General features: G+C 74.3%; 25 protein-coding genes, 1 tRNA gene and 1 pseudogene. 15 read left to right on the forward strand and 12 right to left on the reverse strand.

Annotation, left to right across the window (positions count from 1 at the left end):
* Positions 1-4 precede the first annotated feature (4 nt).
* Entirely contained in the window at positions 5-604 is a 600-nt protein-coding gene (locus tag ABZ479_RS18390; protein WP_500462541.1) for a TetR/AcrR family transcriptional regulator, read from the reverse strand.
* A gap of 88 nt (positions 605-692) precedes the next feature.
* On the opposite strand from ABZ479_RS18390, the gene ABZ479_RS18395 reads away from it, so the two are divergent.
* From ABZ479_RS18395 to ABZ479_RS18405, 3 genes are all read left to right on the forward strand, one after another.
* Positions 693-2,285, forward strand: coding sequence for an FAD-binding oxidoreductase (locus tag ABZ479_RS18395; protein WP_500462542.1), 1,593 nt, complete (start codon positions 693-695; stop codon positions 2,283-2,285).
* Between the two features lie 87 nt (positions 2,286-2,372).
* Positions 2,373-3,254, forward strand: a complete 882-nt coding sequence (locus ABZ479_RS18400; RefSeq protein ID WP_500462543.1) for a YegS/Rv2252/BmrU family lipid kinase — start codon at positions 2,373-2,375, stop codon at positions 3,252-3,254.
* Between the two features lie 26 nt (positions 3,255-3,280).
* Positions 3,281-3,940 carry a class I SAM-dependent DNA methyltransferase gene (locus ABZ479_RS18405; RefSeq protein ID WP_500462544.1) on the forward strand — a complete coding sequence of 220 codons (660 nt, stop codon included), beginning with the start codon at positions 3,281-3,283 and terminating at the stop codon, positions 3,938-3,940.
* Between the two features lie 15 nt (positions 3,941-3,955).
* On the opposite strand, the gene ABZ479_RS18410 is transcribed toward ABZ479_RS18405, so the two are convergent.
* Positions 3,956-4,084, reverse strand: coding sequence for a hypothetical protein (locus ABZ479_RS18410; protein WP_500462545.1), 129 nt, complete (start codon positions 4,082-4,084; stop codon positions 3,956-3,958).
* A gap of 70 nt (positions 4,085-4,154) precedes the next feature.
* Between ABZ479_RS18410 and ABZ479_RS18415 the strand changes: the two genes are divergently transcribed.
* Both ABZ479_RS18415 and ABZ479_RS18420 read left to right on the forward strand, forming a co-directional pair.
* On the forward strand, positions 4,155-4,925 hold the full coding sequence (locus tag ABZ479_RS18415) for a MerR family transcriptional regulator (RefSeq protein ID WP_500462546.1): 771 nt from the start codon (positions 4,155-4,157) through the stop codon (positions 4,923-4,925).
* 179 nt (positions 4,926-5,104) lie between these two features.
* A complete protein-coding gene (locus ABZ479_RS18420; protein WP_500462547.1) occupies positions 5,105-6,070 on the forward strand; it encodes an RNA polymerase sigma factor in 966 nt (321 codons plus the stop codon).
* Positions 6,071-6,119: 49 nt separating this feature from the next.
* On the opposite strand, the gene ABZ479_RS18425 is transcribed toward ABZ479_RS18420, so the two are convergent.
* On the reverse strand, positions 6,120-6,620 hold the full coding sequence (locus ABZ479_RS18425; protein ID WP_500462548.1) for a lamin tail domain-containing protein: 501 nt from the start codon (positions 6,618-6,620) through the stop codon (positions 6,120-6,122).
* 461 nt (positions 6,621-7,081) lie between these two features.
* Between ABZ479_RS18425 and ABZ479_RS18430 the strand changes: the two genes are divergently transcribed.
* Both ABZ479_RS18430 and ABZ479_RS18435 read left to right on the forward strand, forming a co-directional pair.
* On the forward strand, positions 7,082-7,588 hold the full coding sequence (locus ABZ479_RS18430; protein WP_500462549.1) for a tetratricopeptide repeat protein: 507 nt from the start codon (positions 7,082-7,084) through the stop codon (positions 7,586-7,588).
* 218 nt (positions 7,589-7,806) lie between these two features.
* Entirely contained in the window at positions 7,807-8,589 is a 783-nt protein-coding gene (locus ABZ479_RS18435) for a maleylpyruvate isomerase N-terminal domain-containing protein (RefSeq protein WP_500462550.1), read from the forward strand.
* Here the strand turns inward: ABZ479_RS18435 and ABZ479_RS18440 are convergent.
* The 3 genes from ABZ479_RS18440 to ABZ479_RS18450 form a co-directional block, all read right to left on the reverse strand.
* Positions 8,583-8,996, reverse strand: coding sequence for a GNAT family N-acetyltransferase (locus ABZ479_RS18440; RefSeq protein ID WP_500462551.1), 414 nt, complete (start codon positions 8,994-8,996; stop codon positions 8,583-8,585). The genes ABZ479_RS18435 and ABZ479_RS18440 overlap by 7 nt on opposite strands.
* A 66-nt stretch (positions 8,997-9,062) precedes the next feature.
* Positions 9,063-10,583 carry a CehA/McbA family metallohydrolase gene (locus tag ABZ479_RS18445; protein WP_500462619.1) on the reverse strand — a complete coding sequence of 507 codons (1,521 nt, stop codon included), beginning with the start codon at positions 10,581-10,583 and terminating at the stop codon, positions 9,063-9,065.
* Between the two features lie 273 nt (positions 10,584-10,856).
* Complete coding sequence (locus ABZ479_RS18450; RefSeq protein ID WP_500462552.1) at positions 10,857-12,128, reverse strand: MFS transporter; 1,272 nt, start codon at positions 12,126-12,128, stop codon at positions 10,857-10,859.
* A 112-nt stretch (positions 12,129-12,240) separates the two neighbouring features.
* Here ABZ479_RS18450 and ABZ479_RS18455 point away from each other — a divergent pair, with 112 nt between their 5' ends.
* Positions 12,241-13,146: a LysR family transcriptional regulator gene (locus ABZ479_RS18455; protein WP_500462553.1), complete on the forward strand. Its 906-nt coding sequence runs from the start codon at positions 12,241-12,243 to the stop codon at positions 13,144-13,146.
* Here ABZ479_RS18455 and ABZ479_RS18460 read toward each other — a convergent pair.
* The 3 genes from ABZ479_RS18460 to ABZ479_RS18470 all read right to left on the reverse strand — a co-directional run bounded on the left by ABZ479_RS18460 (position 13,106) and on the right by ABZ479_RS18470 (position 16,447).
* Entirely contained in the window at positions 13,106-13,612 is a 507-nt protein-coding gene (locus ABZ479_RS18460) for a hypothetical protein (protein ID WP_499608375.1), read from the reverse strand. The two genes, ABZ479_RS18455 and ABZ479_RS18460, sit on opposite strands and share 41 nt — an antisense overlap.
* Before the next feature lie 140 nt (positions 13,613-13,752).
* The gene (locus ABZ479_RS18465; RefSeq protein ID WP_500462554.1) at positions 13,753-13,983 is read right to left on the reverse strand and encodes a hypothetical protein; all 231 of its coding nucleotides are present in this window, start codon (positions 13,981-13,983) and stop codon (positions 13,753-13,755) included.
* A 448-nt stretch (positions 13,984-14,431) separates the two neighbouring features.
* A complete protein-coding gene (locus tag ABZ479_RS18470) occupies positions 14,432-16,447 on the reverse strand; it encodes a sigma-70 family RNA polymerase sigma factor (protein ID WP_500462555.1) in 2,016 nt (671 codons plus the stop codon).
* A gap of 362 nt (positions 16,448-16,809) precedes the next feature.
* On the opposite strand from ABZ479_RS18470, the pseudogene ABZ479_RS18475 reads away from it, so the two are divergent.
* The 6 genes and pseudogenes from ABZ479_RS18475 (at position 16,810) to ABZ479_RS18500 (ending at position 21,524) form a co-directional block, all read left to right on the forward strand.
* Positions 16,810-17,593, forward strand: a pseudogene (locus tag ABZ479_RS18475) (SDR family oxidoreductase).
* A gap of 46 nt (positions 17,594-17,639) precedes the next feature.
* Complete coding sequence (locus ABZ479_RS18480) at positions 17,640-17,999, forward strand: nuclear transport factor 2 family protein (RefSeq protein WP_500462556.1); 360 nt, start codon at positions 17,640-17,642, stop codon at positions 17,997-17,999.
* Between the two features lie 105 nt (positions 18,000-18,104).
* A complete protein-coding gene (locus ABZ479_RS18485; protein WP_500462620.1) occupies positions 18,105-18,599 on the forward strand; it encodes a winged helix-turn-helix transcriptional regulator in 495 nt (164 codons plus the stop codon).
* Between the two features lie 182 nt (positions 18,600-18,781).
* A complete protein-coding gene (locus ABZ479_RS18490; RefSeq protein WP_500462557.1) occupies positions 18,782-19,522 on the forward strand; it encodes a hypothetical protein in 741 nt (246 codons plus the stop codon).
* Between the two features lie 213 nt (positions 19,523-19,735).
* On the forward strand, positions 19,736-20,839 hold the full coding sequence (locus tag ABZ479_RS18495) for a DNA alkylation repair protein (protein WP_500462558.1): 1,104 nt from the start codon (positions 19,736-19,738) through the stop codon (positions 20,837-20,839).
* A 25-nt stretch (positions 20,840-20,864) separates the two neighbouring features.
* The gene (locus ABZ479_RS18500; RefSeq protein WP_500462559.1) at positions 20,865-21,524 is read left to right on the forward strand and encodes a TetR/AcrR family transcriptional regulator; all 660 of its coding nucleotides are present in this window, start codon (positions 20,865-20,867) and stop codon (positions 21,522-21,524) included.
* A 203-nt stretch (positions 21,525-21,727) separates the two neighbouring features.
* On the opposite strand, the gene ABZ479_RS18505 is transcribed toward ABZ479_RS18500, so the two are convergent.
* Both ABZ479_RS18505 and selD read right to left on the reverse strand, forming a co-directional pair.
* A complete protein-coding gene (locus tag ABZ479_RS18505; protein ID WP_500462560.1) occupies positions 21,728-22,681 on the reverse strand; it encodes a threonine/serine dehydratase in 954 nt (317 codons plus the stop codon).
* A gap of 136 nt (positions 22,682-22,817) precedes the next feature.
* The gene (selD, locus tag ABZ479_RS18510) at positions 22,818-23,843 is read right to left on the reverse strand and encodes a selenide, water dikinase SelD (protein ID WP_500462561.1); all 1,026 of its coding nucleotides are present in this window, start codon (positions 23,841-23,843) and stop codon (positions 22,818-22,820) included.
* Positions 23,844-23,965: 122 nt separating this feature from the next.
* Between selD and ABZ479_RS18515 the strand changes: the two genes are divergently transcribed.
* A tRNA-Sec gene (locus ABZ479_RS18515) sits at positions 23,966-24,058 on the forward strand.
* Positions 24,059-24,093: 35 nt separating this feature from the next.
* On the opposite strand, the gene ABZ479_RS18520 is transcribed toward ABZ479_RS18515, so the two are convergent.
* Entirely contained in the window at positions 24,094-25,875 is a 1,782-nt protein-coding gene (locus ABZ479_RS18520) for a SelB domain-containing protein (RefSeq protein WP_500462562.1), read from the reverse strand.
* Position 25,876: the final 1 nt, after the last annotated feature.

Consider the following 25,876-nt stretch of genomic DNA (forward strand, 5'->3'; position numbering starts at 1 on the left):
GGCCTCATGGGGTGAGGATCCTCTCCAGGATGTCCCGCAGCTCCCCGAGGAAGGCCGCGGAGTTCAGGTCGGGGTCGTCCTCGTCGGTCATCGTGCGCAGCGAGAGCGCGAACGACTGGACAACGAGCATCACCGAACGGGCCTGCAGGACGAGGTGCCCGGCCCGGACCGAGCCGTCCGCGTGGCCCTCCTCCAGGGCGCCGGCGACGAGCTCCAGCAGCGCGTCCTGGCTGGCCCCTCGGCGGTCGAGCACGTAGGGGAGCAGCAGTTCGGGGTCGACGTCGAGGATCTTGACGAACAGCGGGTGGGCGCGGAGGGCGCGCACCACCTCCACCAGCCCCTCGACCATGTGCGTCCGGGTGCTGGCGCCCGGGCGCCGCTCGGGCATCGCCTCCACCGCGACCGAGACCCACTCGCGGGTCATCAGGTCACCGACGAGCGTGCGCACGTCGGGCCACCGCCGGTAGAGCGTCATGCGGGAGACGCCGGCGCGGCGGGCCACGTCGGTCAGGGTCGTGCGGCGGACGCCGACGGCCAGGACGCAGTCGCGGACCGCGTCGAGCACCGGATCGCTGTCCGAGGTGTTGTGACGAATAGGCGTCATGTGTCACAGTGTAACGCCCGGTAAGGGGCGCGGGGACGACACCCCGGGAACGAACACCCAGAGACGACCGACCGGTGAGGACGAGCCCGTGGACATGTTGTGGAGCGGCTGGGGCGACCCGGCCGAAGCGGCCCCGCTGCCCGACACCGTGACCGGCCTGCTGCGCGACCTGCTGGGCGTCAAGCCCCGCGGTGCGGAACCGGCCGCCCTGGAGGACATCGCCGTACCCGGCTCCCCGCTCACCGAAGCGGCCCGGGAGGACCTCGCCGACTGCCTCGGCGACCCGGCCCACGTGCGTACGGACGCCGAGTCCCGGATCCGCCACACACGCGGCAAGTCCACCCCGGACCTGCTGCGCATCCGCGGCGGCGACGTCGAGGACACCCCGGCGGCCGTCGTGCTGCCCGCCGGCCACGACGAGGTCCTGGCCGTCCTCGCGGTCTGCGCCGAACACGGCCTCGCCGTCGTCCCGTTCGGCGGCGGCACCTCCGTCGTCGGCGGCCTCGCCCCGCACGGGCCGCGCCCCTTCGTCGCCCTGGACCTGCGCCGCATGAACCGGCTGCTCTCGCTGGACGCCGTCTCACGGACCGCGATCCTCCAGCCGGGGCTGCGCGCCCCCGAGGCCGAGGCACTCCTGGCCGAACAGGGCTTCACCCTCGGCCACTTCCCCCAGTCCTACGAGTGGGCCACCATCGGCGGGTTCGCCGCCGCCCGCTCCAGCGGCCAGGCCTCCGCCGGCTACGGGCGCTTCGACGAGATGGTGCTCGGCCTGACCGTCGCCACCCCGCGGGGCACCCTCGACGCCGGCCGCGCCCCCCGTTCCGCGGCCGGACCCGACTTGCGCCAGCTCGTCCTGGGTTCCGAGGGCGCCCTCGGCGTCATCACCTCCGTGACGGTGCGGATCCGCCCGCTTCCCGAGGTCAAGGTCTACGAGGGCTGGCGGTTCGCCTCCTTCGCCGAGGGCGCCGCGGCGCTGCGCCGGCTCGCCCAGGACGGACCCCGCCCGACGGTGCTCCGTCTGTCCGACGAGACCGAGACGATGGTCGGCCTCGCCCAGCCCGACGCCATCGGCTCGGAAGGGGCCGCGTCCGCCGGCTGCACGGCGATCGCGGGCTACGAGGGCACGGCGCAGGACACCGCGCTGCGCCGGGAGCAAGCCGCGGCCGTACTGCGCGAGTGCGGCGGCGCGTACCTGGGCGAGGAGCCCGGCGAGCGCTGGGCCCACGGCCGATTCTCCGCCCCCTACCTGCGGGACGCGCTCCTCGACGCGGGCGCCTTCGCCGAGACCCTGGAGACCGCGACCTTCTGGTCCCGGATCGCCGAACTGTACGACGCCGTACGCGAGGCGCTCACCACGACCCTGACGGAGGCCGGGACCCCGCCGCTGGTGATGTGCCACATCTCGCACGTCTACGAGAACGGCGCCTCCCTCTACTTCACCGTCGTCTCGGCGCAGGGCGAGGACCCCGTGGCGCACTGGACCCCCGCCAAGGAGGCCGCCAACGAGGCGATCCTCGCCGCGGGCGGCACCATCACCCACCACCACGGCGTGGGCACCGACCACCGTGACTGGTACGTCCGGGAAGCGGGCCCGCTCGGCATCGCGGCGCTGCGCGCCGTCAAGGAGGCGCTCGACCCCGACGGGCTGCTCAACCCGGGTGTCCTGCTGCCCGTCCGCTGACCGGCCGCCGACCATCCGTCCCGCGGACACCCGCCGCCCACCCGCCCCCGCCCCCGCACCGCACCGACCCGCACCGGAGGCACGCCCATGCGCCCGTTCACGGCCGTCGTCAACCCCACCGCCGGGGGTTCCACCGGGGCGGCGGCCCTCCTCCCGGTGGCGAAGCTGCTGCGGGGGGCGGGCGCCGAGCTGGAGACCGCGTACAGCGACAGCCTCCGGCACGCGCAGGACCTGGCGCGCCGGGCGGGGGAACGCGGCCACGTCGTCCTCGCCGTCGGCGGGGACGGCATCGTGGGCGGCATCGGCGGCGCCCTCAGCGGCACCGGCACGGTCCTCGGCCTCGTCCCCGCCGGCCGCGGCAACGACTTCGCGCGCGCCCTCGGCCTGCCCTCCGGGCCCGCCGAACTCGCCCGCGTCCTGCTGCGGAACGAGCCGCGCGCCGTCGACACCATCGAGGTCGAGTCGGCGGTCCACGACCGGACCGTCGTCCTCGGCAGCGTCTACGCCGGTGTCGACGCCGTCGCCAACCACCACGCCAACACCGCCCGGCTGCTGCGCGGTCCGGCCTCCTACTACGCGGGCGGGCTGCGCGCGGTGGCCGGCTGGCGCGCCGCCGCCTACCGCGTCACCGTCGACGGCGTCGTCCACGAACGCCGCGGCTACACCGTCGTCGCCGCCAACTCCGGCTACTACGGCTCCGGTCGCGCCATCGCGCCCGCCGCCCGGGTCGACGACGGGCTGCTCGACGTCGTCATGATCCACGACGCGCCGCGCCGCCTCTTCTTCGCGCTGATGAACGAACTCAGGACGGGCGCGCACGTCGACCGCCCCGAGGTCGAGATCGTGCGCGGCAAGGAGATCCGCATCGAGGCCGACCGCGCGGTGCCCTACGGCGCCGACGGAGAGGTGGAGGCCGCCCTCCCGGTCACCGCGCGGATCCTCCCGGGGGCGCTGCGGGTGCTGTGCTGACCCCGCGCGCTGAGTAGGCTCGCCCGGTGCCCGAACACGCCTACCTCGCCGCGGTCCGGCAGTCGTACGACACCGTCGCGGAGGACTACGCCGCCCGGGTCAGCACCCCGGACGCCCTGGATCCGCTCTCCCGCGCCATGCTGGCGGCCTTCGCCGAGACCGTCCGCACGGCGGGCCGCGGCCCGCTGGCGGACCTGGGATGCGGCCCGGGCCACGTGACGGCGCACCTGGCCGCACTGGGGGTGCCCGCGCACGGCGTCGACCTCTCGCCGCGGATGGTCGAACTGGCCCGGGCGGCCCACCCGCACCTGCGCTTCGCCGTGGGCTCCATGACCGCGCTCGACATCGGCGACGGCGAACTCGGCGGCGCCCTCGCCTACTACTCCACCCACCACACGCCGCCGGAGCTGCTGCCGGTCGTCCTCGCCGAGGTCCACCGCGTCCTGGCACCCGGCGGTCACCTGATGCTCGCCGGCTGGGTGGGTGAGGACGAGCACCTCCACCCGGAGCACGCCTACGGCGGCCACCCCGTCTCGTACGCGCTGCACATGCTCCCGGCCCCGCGCATCGCCGCACTACTCGCGGAGGCGGGCCTCACCGTCACGGCCCGCCTCGTCCAGGAACCCGACGCCGGAACGAAGCGCCCCGTCGCCACCTTCCTCGCCCAGAAGCCCGAACACGCCTGAGGGGCGGGCCCGGCGTCATCTGGGGAACAGGCCGAAGCCGGGCCGGTCGTGCGGACGGCGCGGGTCGGCGCTGTTCCACGTCGGCGAGAGCTCGTCCGGCCTCTGTTGGCCGACCTCGACCTGCTCGCCGGCGCAGTCGAACACCGCGCGATCCGGACCGAGCCCGCGCGGCGGGCTTGAACCGGCCGTAACGGGAGGTCATAGCGTTGTCGGCGTGATCGGGAACGACGACGACCGGCAGCTGTGGAGCATCGGCGAGGTGGCCCGCGCCACCGGGACGACCGTCCGCACGCTGCGCCACTACGACGAGATCGGCCTGCTCGGGGCGAGCGCACGCACCGCCTCCGGACACCGCCGCTACACCGCCGGGGACGTGCGGCGGCTCTACCGGGTGCGGGCACTGCGCGGGCTCGGGCTGCCCCTGGACGAGATCCAGCGCGTCCTCGCCGACACCGCGGAGGACCTCGGTTCGATGCGCGACCTGCTCGCCGCCCAGCTGTCCGCCATGGAGGCGCACGCGGGGCGGATCCAGCAGCTCACCGCGCAGCTCCGCGGGCTCCTCGGGCGCATGGAGACGTCGCTGCCCGATCCCGAACAGTTCATGACGACCCTGGAGATGATGTCCGTGTTCGAGACCCACTTCACCACCGAGCAGCAGGAGCAACTGGCCGCGCGCAGGGCCGAGATCGGCCCGGCGGGCGTCGAGGCCGCGAGGACCGAGTGGGCCGGGCTCGTGGAGGCGTTGCTGTCGCACGCCGAGGCGGGCACCCCCGCCGGTGACCCCGAGGTCAGGGACCTGGTCGCCCGCTGGGACGCCCTGGGCGGCCGCTTCCACGCCGGGGGAGAGGACGGCGAGGCGACCAGGGCCGCCGCGCGGCGGCTCTGGGACGAGCGCGGCGAGGAACTCGCGCGGAACCTGCCGTGGTCCCCGGACCGGATGCGGGCCCTGGTGCGGTACGTGGAGGAGGTGCGCGCGGGCGGCTGACCCGCGCCGTCCGGGGTGCCGGGGCGGCCCGTCCGGTACCTCGGCGCCTCCCCGGGGCCCGGCTGCGCGCCCCGGGCACCGGGCGCCCGGGCGGGCCGTCCGCCCTCCGGACGCGTTTCCGGGGCGCCGCGCCGACGTCGTAGCATCCGCTGGAGGGGGACGACAGCGGAAGGGAGCCGATGGACCCGCACGAGTCCGTGGCGGCGCGTGCCGAGGACGTGGTGCTCACCCGGGCCGCACAGGCCGGTGACGTCGCGGCGCTGGGCGTGCTCCTGGAACGTCACCGGGCCGGCATGCGGGCCGTCGCGCTGAGCGTCCTGGGCCCCGGGCCCGACGTGGACGACGTGCTGCAGGACGCGGCGCTGACGGCACTGCGCCGCGTGGGCGACGTCCGCGACCCCGCCGCGGTCGGGCCGTGGCTGCGGATGGTCGTCCGCAACGGCGCCCGTTCCCTGCTGCGCGGCGCGGTCCCCACCACGCCCGTCGACGACCTGGTGCTGCGCGCGGCGGACTCCGGCCCCGAGCGGTGGCTGGAGGGCAACGCCCTGCGGGACTGGATCTGGGAGGCCATCGAGCAGCTGTCACCCACGCTGCGACTGCCGCTCGTCCTGCGCCACTTCACCACCGGTGTCAGCTCGTACGAGCAGATCGCCACGGCCTGCGGGCTGCCCGTCGGCACCGTCCGCAGCCGGCTCAGCCAGGCCCGGGCCAAGCTCGCCCAGGCGCTCGCCGACACCGCGGACGGCGCCCACGACGACACCGTCCGGCGCACCAGGGCCAGCAGGACCGAGGCCCACGAGACCCTGGCCGCGGCCGAACGCGGCCACTTCGCCGACCTCCTGCGCGAACGCTGGTCCCCCGAGGTCGCCCTGCTCAGCGGGAAGGAGCGGGTGGGGGACCGGGGGCTGCTGATCCGCGGCATGGAGTGCGACCTGACCGCCGGCATCCGCCAGCGCCTCGTCCACGCCGTCGCCGGGCGCTCGCTGACCGTCTGGGAGATGGACATCGTCAACCCGCCGGACAACCCGGACCACTGCCCGCCCGCCGTCGCGTGGCTGATGACCCACGACTCCGCGGGCCGGGTGGACCGCCTCCGCCTGCACCACCCCCGCCCTGTGCCCCTCCCCGGCGCCGCTGCCGCCTGAGCGGAGCGGCGCGGAGGGCAGCGGGCGTACGGGGCGGGGTGGCCGCTCCTCAGCCGTGGAAGCGGACGTAGCCGTCGCCGTCCGCGTCCGAGCCGCGCTTGGTGTACGCGTGGACGTCCGAACGGCTGCCGGACGGCTTGTAGAGGTAGACCGTGTCCCGGTCGTTGTTCCACAGGAAGTTGCAGTTGTCGCGGTAGACCACGTTGCCCTTGTCGGAGTCCGTTCCGTGGCCGCCGCGGAGCTTCACGAAGTCCCCGGGCTGCAGGCGGTGGCTCGCGGTGAAGACGAAGCGGTTGCCCGTGGCGTCCTTGACGACGTAGCCCTTGAGGTCGACCGTCGCCGAGGCCGAGTAGTTCTTGATCGTCAGGTACTCCCCGCGGGTGTTGCCCGAGGAGCAGCTGTTGGAGTCCCGCCCGGGCGCGTCGTACTGCGCCCCGCGGACCTTGAGGGCCGAGCTGTACTCGGCGGCCTGCGCCTGGGTGGGTATGAGGACGGCGGTCGCGCAGACCGCGGCGAACGCGGCCACACCGATGCGGATGTGCCGGGACATGGGAATCCCCCCTGCCGGGATCGGGCCGCGCGCGGGTCGTGCGCGCGGCGGAAGCGGATCGTCACATCGGACCGGGTCACGGTGCCGCCAGGACGACGGGCGTGGAGACGACGGGCGTGGAGACGACGGGCGCGGTGACGGCGAGCGTGGTGACGGCGAGCCACACGCTGGTGCGGCCACGTCCGTTCACGGCCGCGTCCCCCTGCCCGGTGCCCGGTCGATGCCGACGCCGGCTCCGCCGGGCGCGCGGGGAACACGTCACCCCGCCTGCCCGTCGTACCGGGTCCCCCGTCCCCGCCGGCGTCTTGCGAGGTATCAAACCACTCCAGGTGAACCGGAGTCGGGCTTTCCGGAAGTTGGCTTCCCAAGCGAAGCAACCGGTCGGCAACGGGCTCATACCGCCAGGTCCGCACTATGGCGACGCGTGCACCACCGCGGCGCCGGGCTGTCAGGATGTGGGCATGAACGAGAACGATCAGGGGCGGGAAGAGCTGCTGGCGGCCGCGGTGGGGCTGCGCGAGCGCGGGGAGGCGGAGGCGTCGAGGGAGCGGCTGGTCGCCCTGGCGCAGCAGTTCCCGGGGGACGCGGAGGTGGCCTACCAGGCGGCGTGGGCGCACGACGTGCTGGGCCTGGAGGCGGAGGCGGTGCCCTTCTACGAGCAGGCCCTGCGCGGGACAGGACTGTCGGAGGACGACCGGCGCGGCGCGCTGCTGGGCCTGGGCAGCACCTACCGGATCCTCGGCCGCTACGACGAGGCGGTCCGGCTGCTGCGCGCGGCCATGATGGACTTCCCCCGCGACGGCGCGCTGCGCACCTTCCTCGCGATGGCCCTGTACAACACCGGCGGGCACCGCGAGGCGATGCGGATCCTGCTGACGCTGCTGGCGGAGAGCAGCACCGACCCCGACGTCGCCCGCTACCGGCAGGCCGTCGCGTACTACGCGGAGGACCTCGACGCCACGCTGTGACCCCGTTCGGTGCCCGGACCCCCGCCCGCGCCACGCGTCGGGCCGGACGTGTGGCGGCGGGCCCGCGGCACGGCGCGGGAACCGGCAGAAGCGCCGCTTATGGCCCCCTTCGGGGGCGCGCATGGCCGCCCGCTTGGGATCGGGCGGCCCGCGAGGTTGCCTGGGAGGAAGGGGCGTACGTCCCTCCCCGTCGTGCGCGATCCCGTGAGGAGAGGGCCATGGACACCAGCGACCTGCGACTGGCGGCGATGCACACGGTCTCGCGGCGCCTGGGCGACACCGTCGGCTCTCTCACCGGCGACGAGCTGCTCCGCCCGTCGTTCGCCGACGGCTGGAGCCTCGCGCAGGTGCTGGTCCACCTGGGCACGGGCGCCGAGTTGTGCGTCGCGGCCGTGCGCCGAGGCCTCACCGGGGACCTCACCCGGCCGTCCCGGGACGAGATCGCGGACGTGTCCGAGCAGTGGATCCCGCTCAAGCCCGCCGCGCAACGCGACGCCTGGCACGAGGCGGAGACCGGGCTGCTGGGGCTGCTGGACTCCCTCGACGCCGGGGTGCGCGCGTCGGTGACGGTGCCGTACTTCACCGGGCCCGTGGGCTTCACGGACTTCACCGGCTACTGGCTGTCCGAGCAGTCCGTGCACACCTGGGACGTGGCGGTGGGACTGGACGGGACCGCGACGATCCCCGCCCCCGAGGTGGCGCTGCTGTGGGACCGGATCGACATGGTCGCCTCGATGAGCCGCGACGGGGACACGCTCACCCGGCTCGGCCCGCGCCAGATCGCGGTGGAGCTCACCGACCCCGAGCGCCTGCTGTGCCTGGCCCTCGGCTCGGAGGTGCACATCCTGCCCTGCGAGGGGGCCGAACCCGCGGGGACGGTGTCCGGACCGGCCGAGGCCGTGCTGCGCCTGGTGTACGGCCGCAACCGCCCCGAGGACGGCGTGACCGCGCGCGACGGCGTCACCGTGGACGACCTCCGCGCGCTCTTCCCCGGCTACTGAGCCGGACCGTCGCCGAGCGCGACGAGGCCGGCGCCCGTCGGCACGAACCCGCAGGCGTCGACGTAGAACTCGCGCAACCCGTCCTCGAAGTCGACGTGCAGCCACGCGCATCCGGCCGCCCGCGCCCGCCGGACCGCCTCGGCCACGAGCCCGGCCCCGATCCCGGAGCGGCGGGAGTGCGCGGCGACCACGGTGTCCAGGACGAAGGCGTGGGCGCCGCCGTCCCACGCGACGTTCACGAAGCCGACGAGCTCACCCTCCCGGTGCGCGCAGACCCAACCGAGGCTGTGGCGGCGCACCCGGGCCGTCCAGTCGACGTCCGCGCCCCCACCGCCGAACCCCTCCGCGTGGAGCGCGTTCACGGCGGCGTCGTCGAACGTGCCGCGCCACGCGTACGAGATCGTCATGGCGCGAGCCTACGCGGCCGCCCCGAAGCCACTCCGGCCCGCAGCGCACGTGGCCCGCCCGCGGGTTCAGTCCCTGAGGCGCAGGATGACCGGGTTGGTCAGCGCGGCCATCGGGCCCCACTGCAGGTCGGGACCCATCGTGTTGCCCCGGCCGGGCGTGCCGTCGGCCTTCGGGTGGCGCACCTCGGCCCGCACGTACGCGGCGAGCGAGGCGGTGGTGCGCCAGAGGACGGTGCCCGATCCGCCCGCGTCCAGCGACTCCTGGTGCATCTGGCCCTCGTCGGTGATGAACCGGACGGTGCCGTCCGGGACCCCGGAGACCTCCAGGCGCACGTCGACCGGCGCGTCCGCGCGGAGCTTCAGCGTCTCGCCGATCCCGGCCTGCCGGCCGCCGCCGGTCGCGGTGAGGGCGAGGGTGACGGAGGAGGACTCGGCGACGTAGGTCCGGCCCTCGCGGATGCCGTTCAGCACAGCCTTGCGGTTGAGGTCCTCCGCGTACACCACGGTCTGCGGCAGGCCGATGACCTGCGGGACGCTGTGGGCGTCGCTGTTGCCCACGGCCGGCAGCCAGTCGTTGCCGGTGCGCATCGCGGTGCCGAGCATGGCGTCCCAGGTGTCGACCGCCGACTCGTCGTCGTAGGTCCAGGGGCCGTTCCACACCTCCACGGCGTCGGCGTCCTCGTAGCCGAACTTCCACTGGCAGGCCACGTACGGGCAGTACGGGTGGGCCGGGACGACCAGCCCGCCCTGGCGGTGGACCTGGCGGGCGAAGCGGGAGAACGCGTCGTCGCGGGCCCGGTACCGCCAGTCGATCCACGCGCCCGGCTCCAGGCCCAGCGCCAGCCAGTGGCCGTTGCGGGTGGTGACCTCCTCGCCGGTGACGACCAGCAGGTCGGGACCCGCGTGGTCGCCCCAGGCGCCGTGCGCCGAGGAGGTGTTGTGGTCGGTGGAGACGATGAAGTCCAGCCCGGCCTCGCGCGCCCCGGCGGCCACCTCCGAGGGCAGCCGCTTTCCGTCGGAGTGCACGGTGTGCAGGTGCGCGTCGCCCCGGTACCAGGCCCGGCCGCGGCCCTTGGCGCGCTCGGCGGGGTAGGACGGCACGAAGCGCGCCCCGGGCGCGCCGTACCGCAGGGTCACGCTGACCGAGTAGTCCATGCCCTGCGGGGCGACCTGGTACGGGCCCAGCACGATGTGCCACGTGCCGTGGTTCACCGGTCCCGGCAGGTAACCCGGCGTGGCGCTCTCGCTGTTGACGGTGAACGAGGTGCGGGCCCCGCCGGACCAGCCGCGGAAGCCCGGGCCGCCGAGCGCGGTGCCGCGCTCGTCGAACACGCCGATGTCGCAGGAGTTGCCCGGGGTGCCGGCCGGGACGGGCGGCTTGTCGTAGCCGTAGGACACCGAGATCTGGTTGACGCCGCGCGGGACCTCGACCGGCAGGTACACGAAGTCGCTGACACCGGTGTCCAGATGACCGGTGATCACCTTGGTGACCTCGCCGCCCTCCGGCGTACCGGCCTCGGCCGCCTCGGCGAAGGTCACCGGCGTGAGCGTCAGGATGCCCGCCGCGCCGACGATCCCGCTCGCCATCAGCAGGGCCCGCCGGCCCGGGCCGGACGCCTCCGCGGCCGCCGCCGGCGGCACCGGGGACGGTTCGTGGCTGTCTTCACAGGTTCCACAGGTTCCAGGCTGGCACACGGCGGCTCTCCTGAACGGGTGGTGTGTGCACGGACCCCCGGTACGCTCCTCCGCCCGGGTGAACGCCGGGCAGAGCGCGGGGAACCCCCGGCAACGCCTGCCTGAATCCCGTGCCGCCCGGCGTCCCGGCGGCGGATCGGGGTTCCGCCGCCGGGGAGGCGGAGGTCAGCGGCGCAGGAGGCGGCGGCTGACGGCGGCGCAGATCGCGACGAGCACCGCGGCGAAGCCGAGGAGCGCCAGGCGCTGGGAGACGTACAGCGTGCCGACGCCGAGCCCGAGGACGGGCACCGACAGGCCGATGTACGCGGCCAGGAACAGGCCCGCGAGGGCCTCGCCGCGGCGGTGCGGCTCCGCGAGGGAGACCACCGTGGACACGGTGCCCTTGAAGAGCACCCCGGCACCGGCACCCGCCGCCATGCCGCCCGCCACGAACAGGCCGAGGCTCGGCAGCCACACGGCCGCCGTCACCGCGGCCAGGCCGGCCACCATCAAGGCCAGGCCGGTCGCCATCTGGCCCCGGGCGGAGACCCGCAGCAGCAGCGCCTGGGCGCCGGCCGCGGTCCCGAAGATCAGGAACGGAACGAGACCGGCCAGCGCGCGCGACGGATGGTGCAGCGTGCCTGAGACGAACGCGGGCCCCAGCGAGGTGAACAGGCCCAGCACCGCGAAGGCCGCCAGCGTCGCCCCGGAAGCGGCGAAGAACGCCGGGCGCGTCGCCGAGGGCACCGAGACGCGCTGCGGCCGGTAGGCGGGGCGCTCCTCGGCCAGTTCCACGGTCTCCGGCACGAGCGCCACCCCGGCGGCGGCGATCAGCAGCAGTCCCAGGAAGACCAGGTAGGGGGTGCGCAGCGGCGCGCCGACGTACTGGGCGAGCAGTCCGGAGACCAGCGGGCCCACGGCGAAGCCGCCCATGTTGGCGGTGGTGGAGATCAGGTCGGAGCGGCCCCGGCCCGCGTGCGGCCGCGCGGCGGTGTGCAGTTCCGACAGGTGTGCGGTGGCGGTGGCCGTGATCATCCCGACGCCCAGGCCGGAGACGACACGGGCGGCTATCAGGACGCCGAGTGAGGTGGACGTCAGGAACATCACCGCCGACAGGGCCTCGACGATCACGGCGGGCAGCAGGACGCGGCGCCGGCCGAGCCAGTCCGAGACGTGCCCGGCGAGGAACAGGCTCACGACGACCCCGAGCGCGTACGCGGCGAAGGCAACCGTGACCATGAAGGTCGAGAATCCCTCGCGGGCCTGGTAGAGCACCCACAGCGGGGCCGGGACGGCGGCGAAGGCCATGGCGGCGAAGAAGGCGAAGGCGATGACCCAGAAGCCGGAGCCGTGCCCGAGGGGGCTCCGGCGGGTGGAACGGACGGGAGGACGGGCGGTGGCGCCGGCGTGGGTGGCGGACCTGGTGGCGCGGCGTGCGGTGGCCGTCTGCGGGGACACATCTTCTCCTGGGCGGACGAAATGATTGAACCCTCAAAGAGTGCGCCGGGCGCTAGCATCTCGTCCAACGATGATTCGTGCTCGGATCGATCCGCCTGATGGATGGTCAGTCATGGAACTCCGTCACCTGGAGTACTTCCTCGCCGTCGCCGAGGAGCTGAACTTCACCCGCGCCGCCCGCCGGCTGCACGTCGTGCAGTCCGGGGTGTCCGCGGCCGTCCGGGCCCTGGAGCGGGAGCTCGGGGCGCCGCTGTTCGAGCGCACGTCCAAGCAGGTCGCCCTCACCGCCGCCGGTGACGCGCTGCTCCCCGAGGCGCGGGCCACGCTGGCCGCCGCACAGTCCGCCCGGGACGCCGTCGGCCAGGTCGCCGGAGGGCTGCGCGGCACCCTGCGGGTCGGCACGATGACCTCGATCGCCATCCTCGACCTGCCGGGACTCTTCGGACGCTTCCACGCAGACCACCCCCAGGTCGGCATCCGCCTCATCGCACCGATCGGCGGTTCCGTGGGCCTCGCCCAGGCCCTGACCGACGGGGAGCTGGACGTCGCGTTCGTCTCGCTGCCCGGCAGGCCGCCGGCCGGACTGACCATCCGGTCCCTGGCCACGGTGCCGCTGGTGGCGGTCCTGCCCGCCGGCCACCCGGCGGGGAGCGGGTCCGCCGTGGACCTCGCCGACCTGGCGGGGGAGCCCTTCATCGACTCGCCGGTCGGCTTCGGCAACCGCCTGGTCGTCGACCGGGCCTTCGCCGCCGCCGGGCTGGAGCGCTTCGTCGTCATCGAGGTCACGGACATCACCACGACCGCCGACTACGTCCGGCAGGGCCTGGGCGTGGCCGTGATGCCGTCCTTCGCGGTCGCCGCAGGCGACCCCGGCGTACGGGTGCGCCCCGTCGCGGGAACGCCCCTGGAATGGTCGATGGGCGTCGCCTACTCCTCGGTGCGCCGCCCCGGCGCCGCGCTCACGGCGCTGCTGGCCCTCATCGCGGAATACGTACGCGTCCCGCCCGGAGCCCTGTGAGGACGGCGGTCGTGACCAGGGCGTACGCCACGTGCGGCACGACGTCGGAGATCCAGTCCGAGCGCGACCAGGTGCGCGGATCGGTCACCCGCAGCACGGTCATCGGCCCGTTGGTCCCGATCAGCGCGCCCACGGTCGCCGTCGCCGTCAGCAGCACGGTCTGCGGCCGCCAGCCGCAGGCCAGTGCCAGGCCCAGCGTCGCGCCCATGCCGGCCCCGGCCGCGATGCCGGTGAGGGCGCCCAGGGACGAGGTGCGGTTGCGGCGGGCGACGTCGTCGCCGGGGATCGGCACGTGCGTGGTCTCGGAGAGCCGCTCGACGGTCGTCTCCGGGGCGGTGCTGGCGGCACGGCCGCGCAGCAGCATGTCCAGGTAGCCCACGGTGTTGAGCGCCGTCGTGCCCGCCGCACCGGCGGCCGCCCCGCAGAGCACGCCGTGCGCGGGCCCGAAGCCGTCGCGGCGCGTCACGGGTACACCCTGCCGCGGGGAGGCGTGCCGTCGGACCGGGGGGCGGGGGTGCGGGTCGTCGCCTGCATGTCTTCCAGTAACGCGCCGGACCGCTCGCCCCGCCACCGGGAGCCGGGGGCGGCCACGGGGAGCGGCGGCGGTCATCCGAGGGCGGGGTCCAGGCCGGTGAGCAGCCGCGCCACGCCCAGGCCCGCGGTCAGGTACTCGACGAAGGTCCCGTTGTTGAGCGCCCACGGCGAGCGCCGCTCGCGGACGAGCGCGACGGCGGCGGTCACTTGCAGACCCCCCTCGACCAGCGCCTGCGCGACGACCAGCCCGGAACGGTTGTAGCCGGAGTGGCAGCGCACCAGCGTGCGGCGCCCGTTCGCCACGGCCCCCGGCGACCGTGCGGGCCGGCCCCTGCACCGTCTCGATCTGCCCGGGGGTGAGCGGGCCGTCCGGGATCTCGGCCACGAGGTGCTCCACGCCGGGCGCCGGGCCGTGCCCGGAGCGCGTGAACAGACTGACGACGGGGTCGAACTCGTCGGCCGGCACGGCCGGTTGCAGTTCGCCCCGCGGGTCCGTCCAGTAGTGCCCGCCCATCCACAACGCCGGCGCGACCTCGTTCCAGGCCGCATCCGGCCCGGGGACGTCACGATCCCTTTGACGCGTCCTCATGGCACACCCCTCCGGTTCCCCCAACGGCCCCCGCCCGGACAGGGTTTCCCGTTTTCGGGACCGACTGCATGAACCCGTCGCGTCCGGGAACCCGAGCAGTACGGCCGCGCCAGCGACTACCCACCCCCCCCGGTCGCCGGCGCGGCCTTCACCTGTGCGTGTTCAGCCGGCCGACTGGAAGGCGCGGCCCGCGGGAGTCGTGTGCGTGCCGTCGGTGAACAGGCCGCTGCTGGGTTCGGCCGGGTCGGCACCCAGGCCGAACCAGGCGTAGCGCTGCACGTAGGGCAGTTGCTCCAGCGCCTTGGTGGACGCGGTGACGAACGCGGCCTGCTGCTCCGGCGTGGGGAAGCGGGTGCCGTGGGAGAAGTCGATCAGGGCGTACTCGGTGAGCCAGATCGGCTTGTGGTAGCGCTGGTGGACCTCCTCCAGGTAGGACGTCAGCTGGGACACGGCCTCCGCCGTGCGGAAGTCGCCGCCGTACCAGTGGAGCGTGACGAAGTCGACGCGGTAGCCCTTGGCCGCGGCGCCCGACATGAAGCGGTCGAGCCACCCGCCGGGGGTGGCCCCGTTCGTGGCGACGGCCGGGCTGCCGACGATCCGGCCGGCGTCCGTCAACTTCGGCCACAGTGAAAGGGCCTGCTCCACCGACATGTTCGACTGCTGCGCCATGTCGGGCTCGTTGAAGCCGAGCAGGTACGGGCCCTGCGCCTTCGCCTGGGCCAGGTTCTGCGGGGTGACGGAGGCGGGCCCCCAGATCATCGGGACGAACCGGCCCGACGGCGGCGAGGCGACGTCCTGGTGCCCCGTGGACCAGGTGTAGTACCAGCTCGCACCCGACGAGGCGAGGGCCTTGCCCACCCCCGGGAAGGTCCACACCCCGACGCCCTTCTTGCCGGTCGAGGCGACCTGGACCACGGGGGCCTTCCGGGTCGGCTTCGATGACGCGGCCTTCTTCGTGGGCTTCTTCGACGGGCTGGGCGAGGGGGACGGGCTGGGGGAGGGGCGCGAGGTCGTGGCCCCCGCCGTGGCGGCGGGTGAGGAGACGGCAGGGAGCGCGTCCGCCTCCGGCGCCGCCGACGGACCGTTCATGAGGTGGGCGGCCAGCAGCGCCGTGGCCACCACCGCCGCGACGGCCGCGGCGCCCAGGACCGGGGTCCGCACTCCGCGTGACGCCGTTCGGCCGGCGGCCCGGTGGGCGCCGCGCCCGGCCGGACGCGGCGCCCGCGCGGGGCCGGAGGCGGCGTGCCCGTTGGTGGCCGGTCCCGGGAGGGTCTGCCCGGGCCCGGTGTGCGTGGTGAGGCCGTGCCCGGTCAGACCGTGTTCGTTCAGACCGTGCCCGGTCAGGCCGGGCTCGTTCAGGCCGTGTCCGGTCACTTCGGCGACCACCCGCCCCGGGTCCAGCGCCGGGGGCAGCGCGAGCAGCGGCAGCCCGCTGAGCAGCCGGTCCATGGGGAGCAGACCCTCCTCCATCCCGACGCAGGCTCCGCACCCCCTGATGTGCCGCGCGAACCGCTTGCGCCACAGCGGACTCGGCACACCGTCCCAGGTGGCGGCCGTCGCGCGCAACTCGCCGCAGCCGGGCGCGGCGGCCAGCGCCCGGACGACGACGCGGGACGCCTCCATCTGCTTCTTCATGCGCTGCACCCGCACCGCCGCGTGCCGGTCCGACAGGCCCAGTGCGGCGGCCAGTTCGGCCCGGTCCAGTTCCCCGGTCTCCTCGAGCCACCACAGCGCCAGCAGCTCGCGGTCGTCCTCGTCGAGCCACCGGGTGGCCTCGGCGACCTCACGGCGCTGCTCGGTGAGCCCGAGACGCAGGATCGTCAGCCCCGCGAAGTCCAGGGCCGGGTCCGGTATGCGTTCGGCGTCCTCCAGCTCCGCGCTGCGGTGCCGCGCCACGGCGCGGTCCCGCTCACGGTCGCGGACCTGCCGGATCGTGATCGCCACCAGCCAGGACCGGAACGCCGCCGGGTCCCGCAGCTCCGACAGCCCCCGCACCATGCGCAACAGCGTCTCCTGAACGACGTCGTCCACGTCGGCATGGCCGTTCAGTGCCCGGCCGACGATGTTGTAGACCAGCGGCAGGCACTCCGCCACCAGCCGGTCGAGGGCCCGCCGGTCGCCCGAGCGTGCCGCCGCCACCACCCCGGCGCCCGGTCCGCTCCGGTGCGTCTTGCGCATGTGGCCTCTTCCCTACTCGGTCTCGCTGTCCACGACCGCGCGGCCGCCCGGCGACCGCGCTGCCTCCACGTACAGGAGACGGCCCGCCCGCGCCCGGACAACACAAATCCCGTGCGGTCCGTCCGCGGATGTGTGTGGTCCCCCGGTGGCCCCGGCGGTCCCCGGCGCAGGCTCACGCGCCGGGCGAGGACGAGGAAGGCACAAGGATGGCACGACCCGGCCGGAACGGAAGCGGCCCACGGCCGCGGCTCCGGGCCGAGGGCGCGGCGAGGGCCGGGCGAGGGCGGCGGGGTGCGGTACCGCGAGTGGGTGCTAAGGTCGAAGTCATAACTTCTGTTCTAGCAGTAACCCCGGAGCGCAGTGTGAGCATCACCCCGAACGAATCACTGGCCGGCCGTCGAGCCCTGGTCACCGGAGGCACCAAGGGTGTCGGCGCGGCCATCGCCCGTCGGCTGGCCGCGAGCGGTGCGACGGTCCTGGTGACGGCCCGCCGCGAGCCGCCGGACGCCGACCCGAAGACCTTCGTCGCGGCCGACCTGACCACCCCCGAGGGGGCGGCCGCCGTCGTCGGCGAGGTGACAGAGCGGGTGGGCGGGCTGGACGTCCTCGTCAACAACCTCGGTCACTCCGAGGCACCCGCCGGGGGCTTCGCGGCACTGGGCGAGGACGACTGGGCGAAGGAGCTGAACACCAACCTGCTCGCCGCCGTCCGCCTCGACCGCGGTTTCCTCCCCGGCATGATCGGCTCCGGCGGGGGCGCCGTCGTCCACGTCACCTCCATCCAGCGCCGCATGCCGCTGTGGAACGGCACCCTCGCCTACGCCGCGGCCAAGGCCGCCCTGGCGACCTACAGCAAGGGCCTGGCCAAAGGTCGCCCCGCACGGCGTCCGCGTCAACTCCGTCTCCCCGGGCTTCGTCCGCACGGCGGCCGCCGACGCCCTCGTCGACCGCATCGCCCACGAGGCGGGCATCACGACCGACGCGGCCCTCGGGCGCCTGATGGACTCCCTCGGCGGCATCCCCCTCGGCCGCCCCAACGAACCCGAGGAGGTCGCCGAACTGGTGGCCTTCCTCGTCTCCGACCGCGCGTCGGCCATCGTCGGAGCCGAGCACGTCATCGACGGCGGCACCGTCCCCACCCTCTGACCCCCTCCACCCCCGAACACCCCGACCCCGAAAGGCAGGACCCGCCATGAGCACCACCGGCCCGCAGTCCATCCCCACCACCGGCCTCCCCGAGGTGATCACCCGTTACCTGGCCGCCCACCGCGTCCGTGACAGCGCCACCGCCGTCTCGGCCTTCACCGCCGACGCGGTCGTGACCGACGAGGGCGCGACCCGCCACGGCACGGCGGCGATCGGCGAATGGCTGGAGACCGCCGCGAGCGAGTACACCTACACCACGGAACTCGTCGGCGCCGAGCAGGCCGACGCGCGCCACTACGTCGCCGTCCAGCACCTGGAAGGGGACTTCCCGGGCGGAACGGTCGACCTGCGCTACCGGTTCACCCTGCGCGACGGCCTCATCGAGCGCCTGGTGATCGAGGTCTGAGCCCCGGGCGGACGGGCGGGCGGGCGGAGCGGTGCCGGGGTTGCTGCTAACATGAAAGCGACGGCGTTCATCGACCCTGGCACCAACCCCGCGGAGGTGGTCGACATGGTGAGCCGCATCCGGCTGGAAGACCGTGAGTGCCCGCTGTCGACGACCGTCGGGCACGTGGGCGAGTGGTGGACGCTGCTCATCCTGCACGACGCCTTCGACGGCTACACGCGCTTCGACCAGTTCCAGGAGAACCTCGGCATCTCGTCGAGCATGCTCACCACCCGGCTCAAGACCCTGGTGGCGGACGGGCTGCTGGAACGGCGGCCCTACCAGACCGGCCCGACCCGTTACGAGTACCTGCTCACCGACCTCGGACGCTCACTGCGCCCGGTCGTCGTGGCCCTCGCCGCGTGGGGCAACGCCCGCCTCACGCCGCAGGAACGCAGCATGATCCTCGTCGACGCGGAGACGGGCGAGGAGGTCGAGCCGGTCGTGGTCGACGCCGCCACGGGCCGCCGGCTCGACGACAGCGAGGCCTTCGTCTACGCGGCCGGCCCCGCCGCGAGCCCGCTCATGCGCGCCCGCTACGCCGACCGCGACCGCGCCTGAGGCCCGCGGGGCCCGGCGGTCAGGCTCCACCTCCGGATATTTCTCGAAATTCCCACTACCGTCGACGTACTCATCTTGCCCCTTGAATTGCCGCTTCAATGGTGACCACCCGCCACGGCCGCGAGAAGGGAAGTCGGAGAAGCCTGACGTACGGGCCGGGCCGCTATGATATCGTCGCGAGAGTGGCCGACGGTAATTTGGATCCATCTGCGATTGTCGATCTCGTCGAGTGGGCTTATCTCGAAAATGCCGATGGCTCCGCCTTCCCCGATGCTCCGGCCAAGCTTCGCGACTTGGTGTCGGGTGAATTTGTGGCGGTAACGAGTTCTCTCGATCACCTTTACAGCGCCCTTCTGAATGATGGGGTGGTGTATTCCGCAACCGTGCCGGCTTTCAGGTATGTTGCCGCGCTTTTGGGCGGCCGGTCGAGTCGAGCGGCACTTGCTCCTCTGTGGGAAGTGGGGAAATTTCCACTTCGAGCCAAACTTCTCAGGTGGCTGGCCGACGTGGCCTTCTGTGTCAATAGTGGTCGGGAGCAGTTCGTTCGGGAGTGGGGGAACCGTGCACCGGCCGAGCCGTTTCATGATTTCATCGATATAAGGAATATGTACCCGGAGGCTTTTTCGAGTGTTGCCGCCTACTTTGACGACCCTGATTCGAGAGTGGTAGGGGCCGCCGTTGTTGCCGGCGTTCGATTTTTGGAGTCACCGGAATTGGCGATGCATCACGAAAGGTTGACCCCTTTGGTGGAGAACGTTCTGGCGAAAAGCCCCAATGCGCAGCACAGGCGTCTGGCGTCTGAGGCATTGACGGCTTGGGCGCAAGGGCGCATATTGAGTGAGTCCTATGGTGATCCACTCCACTCCGAGGGGCTTCACGGCGCGCAGGGAAAATGGGGATCGGCTGACGAGCCACCTTTTTAGACCGTGTTATATTGACCTGTCGCCCTGTCGGGTCGATCAACTTCACGATCAGGAGCCGCACAGCGATCAAGGCGACCTGGCGCACCAAACAGGACGCGATGGGATCGGGGAAGTCGCCGCGATCGTAGTGCTCGACCGTTTGCCGGTCAGCCTGCTCGAACAATCGCCGACCCGAACCGTCACGAACCGACAAGGAACCGGAGGAAGACGCCCGTGCCCACCGCGGACGAACTGCTCGGCCCCGCCGCCGTCACCGGACTGGCCGACTGCCTGGCCGCCGCCGGCGCGGCACCGATGGCCGCCGCGGTGCGCGACACCCTGCCGGCGCTCGACGGACTGGCATTGCGCGAGCGCAGCGACCTCCTGCGGGACGCGATGCTCGCCTCCGGCCCGGCGGATCCCGCGGGCCTCGAGGCCGTCGTACGGGCCGCGCTGCCCGATCCGCGCTTCACCGGCTGGATGATCTGGCCGGTCACCGAGGCCGTGGCCGCCCTCGCCTCCGGCACCTCCGAGGGCACCGCCTTCGAGGACGGGCTCCACCTGCTGGCGGAGCTGACGCCGCGCCTGACCGCCGAGTTCGCCATCCGCCGCCTGCTCAACGCCGACCTCGACCGGGCGCTCGCCGTCGTGACCGCGTGGACCGCGCACCCGGACGAGCACGTGCGCCGCCTGGCCAGCGAAGGGACCCGCCCCCGCCTGCCGTGGGCGGTGCGCGTACCGGCGATCCTCGCCCGGCCCGAGGCGACGCTGCCGATCCTGGGCGAGCTCTACAAGGACCCTTCGGAGTACGTCCGCAGGTCCGTCGCCAACCACGTCAACGACATCAGCCACGCCCGGGTGGACCTGGCCGTCGAGACGGCCCGGCGGTGGTCGGCCGCGCCCGACGCCCGCACCCCCCGGCTCGTCCGCCACGCGCTCCGCACCGCCGTCAAGCGCGGCGACCGGGGAGCCCTGGCGCTGCTGGGGTTCGAGCCCGCGACCGGGCTGACCGTCGAAGGGCCCTCCGTGGCCGCGCCCGTCGTCACCGTGGGTGGTGAACTGCGCTTCGACTTCACCCTGGAGAACCACGGCGACGAGCCGCTGCGCCTCGTCGTCGACTACGTCGTGCACTACCGCAAGGCCAACGGCAGCACGGCGCCCAAGGTCTACAAGCTGACGACCCGCACCCTCCAGCCGGGGGAGCGGAGCGAGCACACCGGCACGCGCTCCTTCAAGCCGATCAGCACCCGGGTCTTCCACCCCGGCGGGCACGCCCTCGAACTGCAGGTCAACGGTGAGCCGCGCGGCAAGGTGCCCTTCGAGGTCGTCACCGTGTGACACGACGCTCGATACGCTGTGGCGCGTGAAGAGCAAGCAGGCGCCCGCCGACCAGCCGACCCTGGACGCGGTCGCGGAGACGGCGATCTCCGTCATCGACGAGGACGGTCCCGCGGGGCTCAGCTTCCGTGTCGTGGCCCAGCGCCTCGGCGTCTCGCACGCCACCGTCTTCCGCCGCTGCGGCGACCTCGACGGGCTGCTGAGCGCCTGCGCCGACCACCTCGCCGCCTCGCTCCCCCTGGTGCCGCCGGCCGGCGACTGGGCCGCGGCGACGGAGACCCGCTTCACCGGCCTGTACCGCCTGCTCAGCCGGCACCCCGGGCTGGTGGCGCTGCGCGCCGGGCGTTCCTGGCTCGGCCCGCAGATGCTGGGCCGGCTCGTCGAGCCGCAGATGGCGCACAGCATCGCCGCCGGCATGGACGCGGACACGGCCATCCGCGTCTACCGCAGGCTCTACCTGCTCACCCTCGGCGCGGTCGCCTTCGGCGACCACCGCGACGAGAAGAAGGTCCTCGCCTCCGCCCGCACGGCCCTGGCCGCGCTCGACCCCGAGGACTTCCCCACGCTCACCGGCGCGATGAACGTGGTCCTCCCCGTCCTGGTCGACCACGAGGTCTACTACGAGGCGCTGCGCGCCCTCATCCACGCCGCCCGCGCCGACCACCTCCCGGCCGCCCCCCGCTGACGCCCCGCGGCCGCGGGGCAGGTGTACGCGGGGCGCCTTGCGCGCATGTGCCGCCTCGTCCGGATCGGCACCGTCGGTGGGTCAACAGCCGGGCCGGGGCCTCCGCGTCCCGCTGCTCCACGGCGTCGTGCGCCGGCGACCGGTCCGTCATGGCGGCGGCCCACGGAACACCTCCCGTGGGCCGGTCGATCACCCCCGCGTCCTCAGGAGGCGCGGACCAGGTCGGAGGGGTCCGTGTTGGCCCCGCAGACGACGACGGCGACGCGCTCGCCGGGGGCGGGGCGGTGGGCGCCGGAGGTGAGGGCGGCGAGCGCCGTCGCGGCGCCGTGCTCGACGGCGAGGCGGCGGTGGTCCCACAGGGTGCGGCGGGCCGCGACGATCGCCTCGTCGGGGACGAGGACGGAACGTACGCCGTCCTTGAGCGCCCACTCCAGGGCCGTGCCGGAGGCGCGTCGCGCGCCCAGGGAGTCGGCCGCGACGGACCGCACGGGTACGTCCACCACCTCGCCGGCCGCGACCGCGGCGTGCAGCGCGCACGAGCCCTCGGGCTCGACCGCCACGACCCGCACCCCGTGCTCCAGCGCGGACGCCGCGACCCCGGCGAACAGCCCGCCGCCCCCGACCGCGACGACCACCGTGTCCAGACCGGGGAGCGCCGCTGCGATCTCCTCCATCAGGGTCCCCGCCCCGGCGGCGATGAGCGGATGGTCGTAGGCGTGGGACTCCAGGGCGCCGCTCTCGGCTGCGTACTTCTGCGAGGCCTCCAGGGCCTCGGCGTACTCGCTGCCGGCTTGGCGCACGGCGGCGCCCAGCTCGCGCAGCTTCGCGACCTTCACCGCGGGCGCCGTCTCGGGGACGAAGACCGTGGCGGCCACGCCGTGCCGGGCCGCGGCCCAGGCGCAGGCCAGGCCCCCGTTGCCGCCGGAGGCTATGACCACGCCCGCCTCGGGCATGGCGTCCCGCTCGACGTGGCTCCGCACGAAGTTGAAGGCGCCGCGGGCCTTGAAGGACCCCGTGTGCTGCATGGACTCCAGCGCCAGCCAGCCCTGTACGGCGGCGCCGAACGCCCCCGGGTCCACGGGGGTGAGCGTGACGGGGCGGGTGTGCCCGGCGATGCGGGCGGCCGCGGCCCGTACGTCGGCGTGGGTGATGGTCACGGTGTGCTCCGGGCTGATGGGCGAGTCCGGAGAAACAGTGTAACAACCACTGTTCCGGCGGACCGGACTTCGCGTACTCAGGTCCACGGCCTCAGGTCCACGGCCTCAGGTCCACGGCCTCCGGTCAGCGGCTCCGTCAGCGGACCACGAGCCGGTGCTCGCCGGCCGGGACCAGCTCCCCGACGACCGGCGCGCCCGGCACCTCACCGGCCACCAGCAGGCCCCCCGACGTCTGGGCGTCCGCCAGCAGCAGCCGGGTCAGTTCGTCCGCGGCGCCGAAGTCGGTGTGCGGGGCGACCCAGGCGAGGTTGCGGCGGGTGCCGCCGCTCACGTGGCCCGCCGCCGCGGCCTCCCTGGCCCCGTCGAGGTAGGGGACCGCCGAGGCGTGGACGACGGCGCTCACCCCGGAGGCGCGGGCGAGCTTGTACAGGTGGCCCAGGAGCCCGAAGCCGGTCACGTCGGTCGCGCACACCGCGCCCGCCGCCAGCGCCCGTTCGGCGGCGTCCCGGTTGAGCGTGGTCATGGTCTCCACGGCCTGCGGGAAGACCTCCCCGGTCGTCTTGTGGCGGTTGTTGAGCACGCCCAGCCCCAGGGGCTTGGTCAGCGACAGCGGCACCCCCGCCCGTCCCGCGTCGTTGCGCAGCAGGCGGTCCGGGTCGGCGGTGCCGGTGACGGCCATCCCGTACTTCGGCTCCGGGTCGTCGACGCTGTGGCCGCCTCCCACGACGCAGCCCGCCAGGGTGGCGACGTCCAGCCCGCCCCGCAGCACCTCCCGGGCCAGTTCCAGCGGCAGCAGGTCCCGCGGCCAGCTCAGCAGGTTGACCGCAACGAGCGGAGTGCCGCCCATCGCGTACACGTCGGAGAGGGCGTTGGCGGCGGCGATCCGGCCCCAGTCGTAGGGGTCGTCCACCACCGGGGTGAAGAAGTCCGCGGTGGTCACCACCGCTCGCCCGCCGGGCAGCCGGACGACGGCCGCGTCGTCACCGGTGTCCAGGCCGACGAGCAGGTCACCGCCCGGGGGGCCCACCGGGCTCCCGGGGGTCAGCCCGGCCACCATCTCCTCCAGCTCCCCCGGGGGAATCTTGCAGGCGCAGCCGCCGCCGTGGGCGTACTGCGTCAGCCGCACGCTGTCCTGCCGGACGCCGGTTCCGGTTCCCGTCATGGTCGCTGTGGTCCTTCCGCGGTGGGCGCCGGCACGGCGGTCGCCCGGCTCCGGGCGACGCCGCCGTGTGGCGCGTTGACTTGGGTGGGGGCCGGAGGTTCCATGGGCATCCGGCACGGCAGGGAGACGTCAGGGTGCCTGGTGGCCCTCCCGGTCTTCAAAACCGAGGTGTCCGAGCAACTCGGGCAGGCGGGTTCGATTCCCGTCCGTCTCCGCCGGCCGGCCCGCCGCCCCCGTACGCCGGCGCCGGTCACGTCGCCCTCCCCGGGGACCGCGCGCAGCGCCGGAGCGCGCCGTCCAGGCGTACGGTGCGGCCCTGCCGGTCGAGGTGCTCCAGGAGCGGGATGACGACCCGGCGGGTGGTGTCCAGCGCCCGGCGCGCCTCGCTCGCGGTGAACGGCTGCTCCAGTTGCGCCAGTACGGCCGCCGCCCGCGCGTCCGCGCCCGGCAGCAGCACGATGCCCTCGCCGATCCTCAGCAGCGCCCCCGCCGCCTCGGCCGCCGCGAGCAGTTTCGGGGTCAGCCCGAGCTGCTCCAGCCGTTCGGCCTCCGGCGCACGGAACGGCGTACGCGCCAGGTCGGCCCGTACCGCCTCGACGCCGGCCCGGGCGCCGGGCGGCAGCGTCGGGCGCGTGTGGCTCCCGTACAGCCGTCCGTCGCCCTGCCGCAGCCCCGGTACGGACCCGGCGAGCGCCTCCACCAGGGCGCGTTCCGGCAGGCCGAGGGCTTGGCGGGCCGCCTCCAGGGGCATGCCCGGCTCCAGGGGGTTGCGTACGGCGTGCTCCTCGACGGCCTCGCACAACCGGTCGCGCAGCGCGGCCCAGTGGCCCGGGTCCGCCAGCCAGTCGCCCGCCACCGCCCCGCCCGGCGGCCGGACGCCCATGGCGAGCAGTTCGGTGCGCCGGACCAGCCCCCGGCGGCGCAGTTCCGCCGCACCGTCCGCGACGTCGGGCAGGGAGCTCAGCTCACCGGCGCGGGCCGCGGCCGCGCCGCGGCGGGTCAGCCGGGGCGGACGCACGTCGAGCACGGTGAGTCCCGCCGGGACGCGGTGCCGCCCCGGGTCGCGCAACAGGGCGGTGTCGGCGACCCGCAGAGGCAGCGCCGACGCCAGCCGCAGGCGCGCGCTGTCGTCGCCGAGCGGACGGACCGTCACCGGCACCGCCGCCGAACCGGCGTGCAGCATGAGCTCGCGGGGCAGGTCGCCGGCGGCGTCGCCGCGCAGCCGCACGTCGACGAGGTCGGTGGTCAGCCAGCGGTCCGGGGTCAGCAGCGCGTCGCCGCGCCGTACGGAACCGGCGCCGGGGCCCGTCACGTTGACCGCCACCCGGGCCACCGCGGCGGCCTCCTGCCGCGGCTCCTTCAGGGACTCCAGCCCCCGTACCCGCAACGGCCGCCCGTCGCGGGCGAGGAGCAGCCGGTCGCCGACCCGTACGGTGCCCGCGCCGAGCGTCCCGGTGACGACGGTGCCGCGGCCCCGCACCGTGAAGGCGCGGTCGACCCACAGCCGTACGTCCGCCGCCGGATCGGCCGGCGGCAGCGTGCCCGCCAGCCGGACCAGGGCCGCCCGCAGCTCGTCGAGGCCGGCGCCCGTGACGGGGCTGACGGCCACGCACTCCACCTCGCCGAGGGAGGATTCGGCGATGCGGGCCGCCGCCTCCTTGCGCGCCGGGCCGGGGTCGGCCAGGTCGCAGCGCGAGACGGCGAGGACGCCGTGCCGTACGCCGAGGGCGTCCAGGACGGCCAGGTGCTCCTCGGACTGCGGCTGCCAGCCCTGGTCGGCGGCGACCACGAACAGCACCGCGGGGACCGGGCCGACACCGGCCAGCATGTTGCCCACCAGGCGCTCGTGCCCGGGTACGTCCACGAAGGCGAAGTCTCCGGCGCCGGGGAGCCGCGTCCACACGAACCCGAGGTCGAGCGTCATGCCGCGCCGCCGTTCCTCCGCCCACCGGTCGGGCTCCATGCCCGTCAGGGCGCGCAGCAGCGCCGACTTGCCGTGGTCGACGTGGCCCGCGGTGGCGACGACGTACACG

Source organism: Streptomyces sp. NPDC005722, assembly GCF_040630935.1.
GTDB lineage: Bacteria > Actinomycetota > Actinomycetes > Streptomycetales > Streptomycetaceae > Actinacidiphila.

Excerpts from the sequence above, each read along its gene's own strand:
- selD (WP_500462561.1), bottom strand. The coding sequence starts at position 23,843 with ATGACGGGAACCGGAACCGGCGTCCGGCAGGACAGCGTGCGGCTGACG.
- ABZ479_RS18400 (WP_500462543.1), top strand. The coding sequence starts at position 2,373 with ATGCGCCCGTTCACGGCCGTCGTCAACCCCACCGCCGGGGGTTCCACC.
- ABZ479_RS18435 (WP_500462550.1), top strand. The coding sequence starts at position 7,807 with ATGGACACCAGCGACCTGCGACTGGCGGCGATGCACACGGTCTCGCGG.
- ABZ479_RS18390 (WP_500462541.1), bottom strand. The coding sequence starts at position 604 with ATGACGCCTATTCGTCACAACACCTCGGACAGCGATCCGGTGCTCGAC.
- ABZ479_RS18430 (WP_500462549.1), top strand. The coding sequence starts at position 7,082 with ATGAACGAGAACGATCAGGGGCGGGAAGAGCTGCTGGCGGCCGCGGTG.
- ABZ479_RS18480 (WP_500462556.1), top strand. The coding sequence starts at position 17,640 with ATGAGCACCACCGGCCCGCAGTCCATCCCCACCACCGGCCTCCCCGAG.
- ABZ479_RS18455 (WP_500462553.1), top strand. The coding sequence starts at position 12,241 with ATGGAACTCCGTCACCTGGAGTACTTCCTCGCCGTCGCCGAGGAGCTG.
- ABZ479_RS18425 (WP_500462548.1), bottom strand. The coding sequence starts at position 6,620 with ATGTCCCGGCACATCCGCATCGGTGTGGCCGCGTTCGCCGCGGTCTGC.
- ABZ479_RS18470 (WP_500462555.1), bottom strand. The coding sequence starts at position 16,447 with ATGCGCAAGACGCACCGGAGCGGACCGGGCGCCGGGGTGGTGGCGGCG.
- ABZ479_RS18440 (WP_500462551.1), bottom strand. The coding sequence starts at position 8,996 with ATGACGATCTCGTACGCGTGGCGCGGCACGTTCGACGACGCCGCCGTG.
- ABZ479_RS18485 (WP_500462620.1), top strand. The coding sequence starts at position 18,105 with ATGGTGAGCCGCATCCGGCTGGAAGACCGTGAGTGCCCGCTGTCGACG.
- ABZ479_RS18420 (WP_500462547.1), top strand. The coding sequence starts at position 5,105 with ATGGACCCGCACGAGTCCGTGGCGGCGCGTGCCGAGGACGTGGTGCTC.
- ABZ479_RS18445 (WP_500462619.1), bottom strand. The coding sequence starts at position 10,583 with ATGGCGAGCGGGATCGTCGGCGCGGCGGGCATCCTGACGCTCACGCCG.